Below are 12,586 nucleotides of genomic sequence, written 5' to 3'. Positions count from 1 at the left end.
GATTTATTTTAATTTATACTCCCGAAAATTCTCCCTTTCATTACCATTAATCCGTAACACAGCCAAGGGTTGATTTTGTTGATCACGGATTAAATAATACCATTGAAAGCTACTTTTCCCATTCAAGGCTTGCAGAAGTTCCGGTTGTCCCCGAAAGGCGATTTGAATCGCCTGTTCATATTCCTTAGCCACAATTTGACGTTCAAATCCTTTTTTGGGATTATCAACCCACATAGAATTATAATTCCAGATAATAATATCATCCTGTTGGTCAGGTAAATACAGAGTAATATCATTGACAAAGGATAACTTTTTCACGCTCCTAATTAAATCATCCAAGGTGTCAGGAACATCAGTCCTCGGCGGTTCATTTAATAAAGATACCTGCTGCAAAAACTCATCCCTTAGTTGCTGCATTTGTTCTGTAGCAATGCGTTTAAATACCCGGTTACGATGATTAGTAATCATCAAATTAGCGACAGATAAAACACTAATTAACACAGCAAAAACCGCCACAACTCCCGACATATATAACATATAGGTAGTTTTGGGCGCTTCGCTAACGGTCTCCAACTCCTCTAAACCTCGACTTTTGTTGAGTAAGCCAATAGACTTAACAATTTCTTGAATACCCAACACAAAAGTAATGGCGACACCAAAAACACTCAAGACAATACACCCGGCCATAATTGCCCTTAAAACCTGTTCAACTTGAGGGCTAAAAATATCCCAGTTTAACATATCATCAAAAATGCCTAACACGGCTAATGTCGCGCCTATTACCAACAGACAAACTGTCATCGCTACAGTGAAAGACAGAAGTTTAACTCGTTTTTTCATGGTTTAATCCAGCGACTAGATGTGAGTGTGCTTTTTTTGTCCGAAAATGCTAGGCTATTCGTTAACGTTATGAGGTAATCGACTCAATGACTGAACACGAAATGTTGATGCTAGGTATTCTCCTATTACCAGGTTTGGCATTATCCATCATCATTTTAGGGACTTTTGCGGCTGGCGGTTAATTAGAGATACGCACCCAGGGGACTAAGTGGGGTGATCCCCACCCCTGCTAATTAATAAACAACAGGATTATGGCAAATTCCGCAAGTGTGATTGATCACTTATTGATTATTTGCTGGCTTGGTCTTCCCCAAAAATCTGAAGCTGGAAATAGACTAAGACTAGGGCGATCGCTAACAATAAAGTCGCCGCTGCTGCTGCGTAGCCAAAATCAAACTGGGAAAAAGCCTGTTCGTAAATATAGTAAACCAGTAAATTAGTAGAGTTGAGGGGACCGCCGCCAGTAATTACATAAACTGGTTCAAAACTTCTCAGGGTAAAAATAACTGTAGTGACTGTAGCAAATACTAAGGTAGGTTGGAGACCCGGTAAAGTCACATACCAAAATTTTTGCCAGGGTCCCGCGCCATCAAGTTCCGCCGCTTCATAACGGTTAATGGGAATGGTTTGCAGTCCGGCTAAAAATACCACTAAGTTAAAGCCTAATTGTTTCCAAATACTTAGTAAAATTAAAACTGGCATAGCCCAGACGGTACTACTTAACCAGGGAATTGGATCGAAGCCAATTTGTGATAAAAACCCGTTAACGGGACCATCAGTTTGAAATAGCCATCGCCAACCCAAACCTACGGCGACTAAGGAGGTAATAGAAGGGATAAAATAAGCCGTCCGTAAAAACCCCCTAAACATCAAGGTTTGGTCTAGCATTACAGCTAGGGCGAGGGGGATGACTAAACTCGGAATAACTGTAGCAATGGTAAAGTAAATTGTATTACCAATAACCTGCCAAAAATCAGGACTGACAATTAAGCGCAGATAGTTGGTGAATCCTACAAACTCGACCCCAGACCGGGTAAAACTTCCCTGAGTGAAACTGAGGTAAATTAAATAAATAATCGGCCAGACAATAAATATCGCCATCAGAAATAAGGCGGGAGTTAGGAACACCCAGGCGGCTACTGATTCTTGATCTAAGGTTAACTTGGGGGTTGATTTTTTAGGATTCATATAATAGGGTATGGGGAATATTCATTGATTAAGTAAGATTAGTTTTATCTGCTGGAGTTTCCATGACTGATAAAACATAATCAAACTCATTAACACTGTGGTTGGTGGCGATATCGAAGACTACACCATCAGCTTCGGCGTAGACGGGGATAATTGTGGATGTTTGTTTATCTTTGTGGAAGGATAGTATATCATAGATTTTACTGTCTTTGGTAATGGCATCGCCAATGTTAATACAATTTTTAAACATACCGCCCTGGGGCGCATAGTATTTTTTTATCTGAGTTTTGGGAATCAGTTTAATGGGATAATTAGCGGTTTGCGGCTGGGGTAAACCTTCAATCTTTAACATACCTTTAGCGGCGAGATAATTTTTAATACCGATTAATCCGCGATTGACTGACTCTGGGTTCATGGTCATACCTGACCCTAATTCGAGAGTCCAAGATTCAATGTCAAAAATTAGGGGTTTTCCTAAAAGTTTTAATTGCTGTTCTAGGGCTAACCAAGGTTTTAAAAAAGCCTCGTCAAAAGCATCTCCATCATATTCATTCATCCAAATACCATAATCTAACAAAAAGGCCCTGGCGCTTTCTTCTCGACTATGGAAACAATACAAATAATCGATCGCTTGATTAGTGGAACTGTGCAAATCCATGACATAATCGGCATCAAGGCACAGGGATTGTAGTTGATAGCGGTAATATTCCCCGTAGGTCAGGCGACTGTTACTCTGGATTTTATGATCATGTAAATCGTGGAATTTTGCCAGGATTGTTTGCCGATAGTTGGCGATAATTTCTGGGGGGGTTAAATGCTGGTTAGCCCGGGCAAAACTGGCGATATCATCCCCGGTTTTTTGATAATCCCAAAAAATCCGATTCCAATCTTTGCCATCATAAACATGATAGCGACCATCAGAAAAATGGTGCGATCGCTGATTAACTCCTAGGGGATTACAAACCGGGACTAACCAAATTTCCCCGACCAATTGGGATGGGTCTAAATGAGACAAAAACCCAATCAAATGGTGAATTACCTCATTGCCACTAATTTCCGCGCCGTGCAAATTAGACTGTATATAGGCTTTTTTGCCAGGGTCTGCACCCTGAAACCGATAAACCTGTAACCCCAGGCGATCGCCCGAAGCCAACTGCAATAACGGAATAGTCGAAATTGTCGGTATCATTATGACACACACCCGATAGTATAATCTCAAACCTGTATCAAGACCCAGGGAGCCTGGGCAACTCCTGATTTTCAGGGAAAGGTTACAATAGCCTGATAGGTTAGTGCCAGCATCTAGCTGGCTTGGTAAAAGCGTCCAGCTAGGTTGGTAACTCACCAGCTTGGTAACAAAATCATTTAACTTATTTGTTCATTTTCTGAAAACATTACCCTGTGTCAAATCCTATCCAAAACAGCCCCAAACTCGATTTAAGTGATCTATTCCCTTTTGAACTCGACGATTTTCAGAAGGAGGCGATCGCCGCTTTAGACGAGGGAAAATCCGTAGTAGTATGCGCCCCCACCGGTGCCGGAAAAACCCTAATTGGGGAATATTCCATCCATCGCGCCCTCGCCAACGGTCGCCGAGTCTTCTACACCACACCCCTAAAAGCCCTCTCCAATCAGAAATTAAGAGATTTTCGGGAACAATTCGGTGATGAGATGGTGGGACTACTCACCGGGGATATCTCCTTTCATAGGGATGCCCCCATTTTAGTAATGACCACAGAAATTTTCCGAAATATGCTCTATGGTACTCCCATAGGTCAAGTAGGCACTTCCCTAGAAGGAGTGGAAGCCGTAGTCCTTGACGAGTGCCACTACATGAATGATAGACAGCGCGGCACTGTTTGGGAAGAATCAATCATCTACTGTCCTCGAAATATACAACTGTTAGCCTTATCGGCTACTGTAGACAACCAACAGCAACTCACCGATTGGATCAGAAGAGTTCACGGTCCGACAGAATTAATATCTTCCGATTCTCGTCCAGTCCCAGTAGAGTTCTACTTTTGCAATAGCAAAGGGATGTTTCCCCTTCTCGATGGTAGCAAACGCCGCATCAGTCCATCATTAGCCAAAAGCAGTAGAGCGCGTCAGCGTGGCAGTTATAACCGCAAAAGCACTGTACCGGAACTAGCCGATATTGTATCGCGACTGCAACAACGGGATATGTTACCGGCCATTTATTTTATATTTAGCCGTCGTGGGTGCGATCGCGCTGTGGGTGATGTTAGCCATCTATCCCTAGTCAACCGAAAAGAGGCGGCTATTTTACGCGATCGCATTGACCGTTTCATCAAAGACACCCCCGGTGCGGCTCGTCCCAAACAACTCGAACCCCTCGCCAAAGGCATTGCATCCCACCACGCCGGACTACTTCCCGCCTGGAAAATGTTTGTAGAAGAACTATTTCAGGAAGGACTCATTAAAGTAGTTTTCGCCACCGAAACCCTAGCCGCTGGCATAAATATGCCCGCCCGCACCACAGTAATTTCTAGCCTATCCAAGCGCACAGACGACGGTCATCGCCTCCTGAGAGCCTCCGAATTTTTGCAAATGTCAGGACGTGCGGGACGGCGCGGCATGGACACCATCGGCCATGTAGTGACCGTAGAAACCCCTTTTGAGGGAGCCCAGGAAGCAGCCTATTTAGCCACATCCAAACCCAACCCCCTAGTGAGTCAATTTAGCCCCAGTTATGGCATGGTCCTGAACCTGTTGCAGACTCACAGCCTAGAAGAGGCAAAAAACCTAGTTGAATCCAGTTTTGGTCAGTATACGTCCACCATACATTTAGTTCCCGCAGAACAATATATTAAAAACCTAGAAGCAAAACTAGCGGAAGTTGAAGCCGAATTAGGGTTAGGAGAGGACTTAGACATCAATACCCTAGAAGAAACCCTAGCTGACTATGAAAAGCAGCAGCAACGCCTCAAGCAGGAAAAACGACTGTTAAAAACCCTGCAAAAACAAGCACGAGAAGCCCACACCCAAAAAATGGCGGAAGCCCTCGACTTGGCAGAAGTTGGTACTTTGGTCAGCCTCCGGGGTAAGCACGTCCCCACCGCCCGCAAGTCAGACTCAGAGCCAATTTCCGCCGTACTGGTTGCCCAAACTCCTAGCCCTGGACAAGCGCCCTATTTCATAGTTTTGGGGCGAGATAACCGTTGGTATATAGTGGGTGCTATGGATGTGGTTAGTTTACAGGCTGAACTTCCTAGGCTGACCTGGGCAGATCATTTGGAAATGCCAGAAATGCAGTTTAAATTAGGACAATCACGACGGGGAGATGAAATAACTGAAGCGCTGGCTGTACAAATTCCAGAACTGTTGGTGGAAGATACCGCCCCAGAGGTAGCTAATCAAATAACTCGCATTGAACAGGTGGAGGAAATTTTAGCTACACACCCCGCCGAAAAGTTCGGGAAACCTCAAAAAATCCTCAAACGCTTGCGCCGTCGGAAGGCTATTCAGAAGGAAATTGTTGATTATCAGGAGGAGTTGCGTCAATATTTAGAACGCAATTGGCGGGAATTTCTGAATCTGATTGACATTTTACAAGAGTTTGAGGCTTTGGATGATTTGCAGCCAACTAAGTTGGGACAGGCGACAGCAGCCCTGCGAGGGGATAATGAGTTGTGGTTGGGGTTGGTGCTAATGTCGGGAGAATTTGATAACCTAGAGCCTTATAATTTGGCTGGTGCTTGTTCTGCTTTGGTCACTGAGGTTTCTCGGTCTGATAGTTGGACTCATTATCAGCTTTCGGAGGTGGTACAGGAAACTTTGAACCGCCTCTGGTCTTTGCGTAGATCTCTGATTAAGGTTCAAGGTCGCCACCATGTAGAGTTTTTGGTGCTTCCTGAACGCCGAGAACATCAGCGCCTCAGTGCTATTCTTGAACAGTGGGCTGGTGGGGTAGAATGGGCGGAATTGGTGAAAAATACCACTCTTGATGAAGGGGATATTGTCAGGATTATCAGACGCACTCGAGATTTTCTCTCGCAAATTCCCCATGTTCCTCACCTCAGTAGCACGCTGAAAGATAATGCGATCGAGGCTAAAAATTTAATCGATCGCTTCCCGGTTAATGAGGGTGTGCAGTAAAGGGATCATGGATGATTTTGGCTTCCTCTCCCTTCTGGGGAGGGAGGCTAGATGATGGCTAGATGTCGCCCCTACAACTTACTTGATAATGGGTAATATTGGTTATTACGAAAATGTCTCCAATTTCCACCAAAACTGAAACTATTGCAGCGATCGCCACCGCCATTGTACCACAACAGGGCAGTATTGGCATTGTCAGAATGTCTGGCTCGGAAGCTGTCGCGATCGCTAAAACCCTATTTAAAGCCCCAGGAAATCAGCCCTGGTCAAGTCACCGCATTCTCTATGGTTATATCCATCATCCCCACACACAGCAACTCGTCGATGAGGCTTTATTGCTATTAATGCTCGCTCCCCGCTCCTACACCCGCGAAGATGTGGTAGAATTTCACTGTCACGGTGGTATTATCCCCGTTCAACAGGTCCTACAGCTTTGTTTACAAGCGGGAGCCAGACTAGCCACCCCTGGAGAGTTTACCCTGCGGGCGTTTCTCAATGGGCGACTAGACTTGACTCAAGCTGAGAGTGTCGCTGAACTGGTTGGGGCTAAGTCTCCCCAGGCTGCTAGTGCGGCTTTGGCTGGACTGCGGGGAAAATTGGCGGCTCCCATACATCATCTGCGATCGCTCTGTTTAGATATTTTAGCAGAAATTGAAGCCAGGGTCGATTTTGAAGAAGATTTACCCCCCTTAAATGAATCGGAAATTATCCACCAATTGCAAGAAGTCTTACAGCAATTAACGGATATATTAGACACAGCAGATAGGGGAGAACTCTTACGCACAGGTTTAAAAGTGGCAATTGTCGGTCGTCCTAATGTGGGGAAATCTAGCTTATTAAATGCTTGGAGTCGTAGCGATCGCGCCATTGTCACAGACCTACCGGGAACCACTAGAGATGTGGTAGAGTCTCAGCTAGTGGTCGGTGGTATTCCCATTCAAGTTCTCGATACGGCTGGGATTCGTAAATCTGATGATAAAGTGGAACAAATTGGGGTAGAAAGGTCACAGATAGCGGCTCAATCAGCGGATTTGGTATTATTTACCCTCGACTGTGAAAACGGCTGGACAGAAGCGGAAAATGAGATTTATCAGCAGGTCAAAAATCGACCGATAATTATAGTGATGAATAAAAGCGATCGCCTATCCTCAGCACAGCTCGAAAATTTACGTCAATCTATTATTAACCAACTGGACATTAAACCCTCGTTAATTATTGCGACCGCCGCCACTCTTAATCAAGGGATTACCGATTTAGAAGAGAGTATCCTTAACGCTGTTCACACCGAAAACCTACAATCAGCTAATCTGGAATTTGCCATTAACCAGCGTCAAGCAGCAGCCCTTACCCGCGCGAAAATAGCCCTAGAACAAGTGGAAAACACCATAAGCGATCGTCTACCCTTTGACTTTTGGACTATCGACCTACGCGGCGCAATTCACGCCCTAGGAGAAGTCACCGGAGAGGAAGTTACCGAATCAGTATTAGACCGGATTTTCAGTCGATTTTGTATTGGGAAATAATCAACAATCATCCATCATTACTGACAGGAGGGAGAGTAATCATAGAATTAATGCGATCGGCAAGTCGAGAGAATGGTAAACTTTGAACAATCACAATACCCGGTCCCGTCATTTTCGCCAAAAATAAGCCTTCCCCACCAAATAACGCATTACGAAAGCCACCCACAAATTGAATATCATAGCGCACCGAGGGAGAAAAAGCCACCAAACACCCCGTATCAACTCGCAAAGTTTCCCCAGGTTGTAAATTTTTTTGAATCATCGCCCCTCCCGCTTGAATAAAAGCCAGACCATCCCCTTTTAGTCGTTGCAGAATAAATCCCTCTCCCCCAAAGAAACCAGCCCCTAATTTCTTAGTAAATGCCACATTAATTTCCGTACCATTAGCCGCACACAAAAACGCATCTTTTTGGCACAAAAATTCGCCGCCAATTTGAGCCAAATCAACCGGAATAATTTGCCCTGGTGAAGTCGCCGCAAAACCGACCCTAGAACGTTGTTTACCATTATTTAAAAACGTAGTAATAAAGAAACTTTCTCCGGTAATCATCCTTTTAAAACCAGAGAATAAGCCCCCTTTTCCCATACCCGTTTGCATTTGAATACCATCTTCCATATAGGTCATGGTTCCCACTTCTGCTTGAACTCCCTCACCGGGGTCTAGTTCAATTTCCACCAATTGCAAATCATTACCATAGATTTTGTAATCAATTACATCAGCCATAAGTAAAAACACCGTAAAAAGCCACTATTGAGGGCAAGCCCGAAGACTTGCCCCTGTATGTCAAGGGGAAATGAGATTAGCGGTCTACTGACCCCATAATAATATCTACACTTCCCAAAATCGCCACAATATCAGCCACTTTTTCACCTTTAACTAAATCGGGAAAAATTTGCAAATTATTAAAGTCTGCTGCCCGAATTTTAAACCGCCAGGGGAAAACATTATCATCACCGATAATATAAATGCCCAATTCTCCTTTACCGCTTTCCACCCGCACATAATGTTCTCCAGAAGGAATCTTAAAAGTCGGAGCAATTTTTTTCCCAATAAACTGGTAATCAAAATTATTCCACTCAGACTTAGGCCCTCCCATCATCCGTTGTGCCTCTAAATTCTCGTAGGGACCCCCAGGAAGACCATCTAAGGCCTGGCGAAGAATTTTAACAGATTCCCGCATTTCCCGAATTCGCACCACATAACGGGCGAGGCAGTCCCCGGCAGTTTCCCAGTGAACATCCCAATCAAAATCATCGTAACACTCATAATGATCCACCTTACGAAGATCCCAATCAACCCCAGAAGCGCGCAACATAGGGCCAGATAGTCCCCAGTTAATCGCTTGTTCACGGGTAATAACTCCCAAACCCTCAATACGGTGGCGGAAAATCGGGTTATTGGTGATTAGTTTTTCATACTCATCAACTTTGGGGAGAAAATAATCGCAGAAATCGTGGCATTTATCAACCCAACCATAGGGAAGGTCGGCGGCGACTCCACCAATGCGGAAGTAGTTGTTATTAACCATGCGATAGCCAGTAGCAGCTTCCCAAAGGTCATAAATCATTTCCCTTTCCCGGAAGATGTAGAAGAAGGGAGTTTGCGCCCCTAAATCTGCCAGAAATGGTCCTAACCAGAGTAAATGATTGGCGATCCGGTTTAACTCTAACATGATTACCCGGATGTACTGGGCACGTTTGGGAACCTCAATATTAGCCAGCATTTCCGGGGCGTTGACTGTTACCGCTTCATTGAACATCCCGGCGGCATAATCCCAACGGCTAACGTAGGGAACATACATGACATTAGTCCGGTTTTCGGCGATTTTTTCCATGCCCCGATGTAGGTAGCCGATGACTGGCTCACAGTCTACTACATCCTCGCCATCAAGGGTGACAATTAGCCTCAACACTCCGTGCATGGAGGGGTGATGAGGTCCCATGTTGATGACCATGGGTTCGGTGCGAGTTTCGATTCTGCTCATATCGTTTTTGATCGCGCTAGAGTTTATGATGGTCTTATAGTCTCGTCAAATCTGCGTAACTTGCCGATTAATTTGAGTTTCCTTTAACTGATTATAGGTATTTTGGGGTGTCTGAGAAAGGTAGAGATTTGGATAATGTGGAATTCGGTGGGAAATTTGTCCATATTCCGGTTCTGGGGCGGGAGTTAATTGAGGGGTTAGCAGTCCAGGAGGGTGGTCACTATCTCGATGCTACGGTTGGCGGCGGGGGACATACAAGGATGATTTTTCAAGCAGCCCCTAATGTGCGAGTGACAGCCATTGACCGTGATTTAGAAGCGATCGCCGCTGCCAAGTCCATGTTAATGGATACTATCGGTAATTGTGGCGATCGCCTGAAATTTTGGCACGGAAACTTTAGCCAATATCCATCGAGTCCCTCACAATTTGACGGCATCATAGCCGATTTAGGGGTGAACTCCCATCAACTCGATACCCCAGGACGAGGATTTAGTTTCCGTCATTGTGGACCATTAGATATGCGAATGAACCCACAAGACCCCCTCAGCGCCGCCGAAATCATTAACACCTGGGACGAAAAACAACTGGCTGACATCTTTTATACCTACGGCGAAGAAAGGCTATCTCGGCGCATAGCAAGGCAGATTGTCGAAAAACGCCCCTTTCAGACCACCGAACACCTCGCTAATGCGATCGCCAATTGTGTACCCTCCAAGTACCGTTATGGGCGAATACACCCAGCTACCAGAGTTTTTCAAGCCCTACGCATAGCCGTTAACGGAGAACTAACCGCCCTAGAAACCTTCCTAGAAACCGCCCCCACCTGGCTCAAACCCCGAGGACGTATCGGCATCATCAGTTTCCACAGCCTAGAGGACAGACCAGTTAAACACGGATTTCGCCATCATCCCCTACTGAAAGTCTTAACCAAAAAACCCATAACTCCCCAGCCAGATGAAATTAACCAAAATCCTCGCGCCCGTTCCGCTAAACTTAGATTAGCCGAAAGAAGTGCAAGTCAGCACCCCCGGCTGAAGCACGGGGGCTTCGTGCCCCCCTTTCAGGTAGCTGACCAGCTATAGCCTTAACTGGCTCCGTTCAGAGCAAGAGTTAAAGTTCCTACCCGGGAATGCGTGCTAGTTCCAGGCCCTAGAACCGAATCGTTAAACATCTCTAAGGGGTTAAGGACGTGCGATTTGGATAGTACCGACTCTGAACATTGGCGTTCGCGCAGCGTGCGCGTTAGCGCAAGCGCAAACATTACCCCGCAAGGGAGTCGGAGCCAACCATAGCTCCATGGAGGGGCAACCATACCCCTCCACCCCGCAAGGGGGTGCTGGCGGCGGTCAGCCGCTTGAGTCGGTTTTCCTCTCCGTGATCAATCACGGAGCTTCCAACCCTCCCAGGAGTTTTACGTGAAACAACCCCCCCTTTTCCGAGGACCCGGCGTGAACTGGATCATCCTTAGCACGCCAGTGTCCGACCCCACTCAAGCAGCCGTCCTATCCCTTCCCCTACCTGTACCAAGGTATTCGTTTCTCGGAGCCAGAATTTAATCCAAGATTTGCTTGACATCTTAGGACAATAAGCTACAATACCCAAAAAGATTCGCAACTCAATAATGAGTATACGGTCAAACCCCAGACCATGCCAAATTTCCTTGACGACATACTCATCAAGTCGGATTCTTCATGGTAAAATCCAATCATGCCTTACAAAGCTTTCCGGACAAAACTAAAACTCAATGACCGTCATCGCACCTTGATGGCCAAACACGCGGGGTATGCTCGATTTGTGTTCAATTGGGGATTACACTTATGGATGTCAGCTTATGAAGAGGGACTCAAGCCTAACGTCAACTCCATCAAAAAGGTTTTTACGAATTATGTGAAACCTCAATATCCTTGGATGTCCGAATTGTCTTCTAAAGTTGATCAATATGCCTTCATTAATCTAGGGGATGCCTTTAAGCGCTTCTTCAAGGGAATAAGCAGTTATCCTAAATTTAAGAAGAAAGGCCACCATGATAGTTTTACGCTTGACAATTCCGGAAAGCCATTCAAGTTGTCAGGAACTCGCCATAAGCTGCCTTTTGTGGGCTGGGTTTCTACATTTGAGGCACAACCACCCAGTCTAGTTAAGAAAGTCACTATAACGCGCCAAGCAGGTGACTGGTATATGAGCTTTTTCGTAGAAATCAGACCAGAAATCACACCGAAATTCCGAGAGAGAATCGGGGTAGACCTAGGAATTAACAATTGGGCGACTTGCTCCGATGGGACCCAATTCTCTAATCCCAAGGCTTATAAAGCAGCCACCAAAAAACTAGCCAGATTACAACGCCATTTAAGTCGCAAAGTCAAAGGCTCAAAAAATCGGGCCAAATGTCTCTTAAAAGTTCAAAAGCTACATCAAAGAGTCGCTAATATTCGCCGTGACACGATTCATAAAATAACTACTTTTTTGGCTAAAAACCACAGCCAAGTAGTCATTGAAGATTTGAATGTGTCAGGTATGCTGAAAAATCATGGTTTGGCGGGTTCTATCGCTGATGCTTCATTTTATGAGTTCCGTCGTCAACTAGGTTACAAGGCAGAACGTTATGGTTCAAAGTTGATTATTGCCGATAGATTTTATCCATCCAGTCAACTTTGTTCTAATTGCGGTTATCGTCAAAAAATGCCCCTAGTCCGTCGGACTTTTGAATGTCCAAACTGTGGCCTGAAGATTGATAGAGATTTGAACGCCAGTATAAATTTAGAAAAATCGCCTGGTTCAGACGATTACACTTGTGGACGGGGTGCTGCCGACAGTCCCGGACGAAGCCAGAAATAAACGTCAATATCCGGCTATGTCCGGTTTTGTTTAAGTTTTATAGAGCAGATTATTTAATGAGACTTTAAACCCAGTTTTTCGGTAAGATGTTTAAGATGC

The 12,586-nt window shown here is 45.1% G+C and carries 9 protein-coding genes; 4 read left to right on the top strand and 5 right to left on the bottom strand.

What is annotated here, in order from left to right; all coding sequences use genetic code 11:
- Positions 1–3: 3 nt before the first annotated feature.
- The 3 genes from XZ46_RS14465 to XZ46_RS14455 all read right to left on the bottom strand — a co-directional run bounded on the left by XZ46_RS14465 (position 4) and on the right by XZ46_RS14455 (position 3,217).
- The gene (locus XZ46_RS14465) at positions 4–840 is read right to left on the bottom strand and encodes a hypothetical protein (protein ID WP_006625169.1); all 837 of its coding nucleotides are present in this window, start codon (positions 838–840) and stop codon (positions 4–6) included.
- Between the two features lie 288 nt (positions 841–1,128).
- On the bottom strand, positions 1,129–2,028 hold the full coding sequence (locus tag XZ46_RS14460) for a carbohydrate ABC transporter permease (RefSeq protein WP_006625170.1): 900 nt from the start codon (positions 2,026–2,028) through the stop codon (positions 1,129–1,131).
- Between the two features lie 28 nt (positions 2,029–2,056).
- On the bottom strand, positions 2,057–3,217 hold the full coding sequence (locus XZ46_RS14455) for a M14 family metallopeptidase (protein ID WP_008051447.1): 1,161 nt from the start codon (positions 3,215–3,217) through the stop codon (positions 2,057–2,059).
- Between the two features lie 212 nt (positions 3,218–3,429).
- Between XZ46_RS14455 and XZ46_RS14450 the strand changes: the two genes are divergently transcribed.
- A complete protein-coding gene (locus tag XZ46_RS14450; protein ID WP_006625172.1) occupies positions 3,430–6,144 on the top strand; it encodes a DEAD/DEAH box helicase in 2,715 nt (904 codons plus the stop codon).
- Between the two features lie 113 nt (positions 6,145–6,257).
- Positions 6,258–7,667: a tRNA uridine-5-carboxymethylaminomethyl(34) synthesis GTPase MnmE gene (gene mnmE / locus XZ46_RS14445; protein ID WP_006625173.1), complete on the top strand. Its 1,410-nt coding sequence runs from the start codon at positions 6,258–6,260 to the stop codon at positions 7,665–7,667.
- A gap of 7 nt (positions 7,668–7,674) precedes the next feature.
- Here mnmE and XZ46_RS14440 read toward each other — a convergent pair whose 3' ends face one another.
- Positions 7,675–8,391, bottom strand: coding sequence for a TIGR00266 family protein (locus tag XZ46_RS14440; protein ID WP_008051439.1), 717 nt, complete (start codon positions 8,389–8,391; stop codon positions 7,675–7,677).
- Positions 8,392–8,467: 76 nt separating this feature from the next.
- On the bottom strand, positions 8,468–9,652 hold the full coding sequence (locus XZ46_RS14435) for an NAD(P)H-quinone oxidoreductase subunit H (protein ID WP_008051438.1): 1,185 nt from the start codon (positions 9,650–9,652) through the stop codon (positions 8,468–8,470).
- 107 nt (positions 9,653–9,759) lie between these two features.
- Here XZ46_RS14435 and rsmH point away from each other — a divergent pair, with 107 nt between their 5' ends.
- Both rsmH and XZ46_RS14425 read left to right on the top strand, forming a co-directional pair.
- Entirely contained in the window at positions 9,760–10,734 is a 975-nt protein-coding gene (gene rsmH / locus XZ46_RS14430) for a 16S rRNA (cytosine(1402)-N(4))-methyltransferase RsmH (protein WP_008051437.1), read from the top strand.
- A gap of 625 nt (positions 10,735–11,359) precedes the next feature.
- Positions 11,360–12,487 carry an RNA-guided endonuclease InsQ/TnpB family protein gene (locus XZ46_RS14425; RefSeq protein WP_008051435.1) on the top strand — a complete coding sequence of 376 codons (1,128 nt, stop codon included), beginning with the start codon at positions 11,360–11,362 and terminating at the stop codon, positions 12,485–12,487.
- Positions 12,488–12,586: the final 99 nt, after the last annotated feature.

The sequence above is a fragment of the Limnospira indica PCC 8005 genome (assembly GCF_000973065.1).
In the GTDB taxonomy this organism is placed as follows: domain Bacteria; phylum Cyanobacteriota; class Cyanobacteriia; order Cyanobacteriales; family Microcoleaceae; genus Limnospira; species Limnospira fusiformis.
Note: the sequence above shows the minus strand (reverse complement) of the source record. Positions and strands in the feature narration are given on the sequence as shown.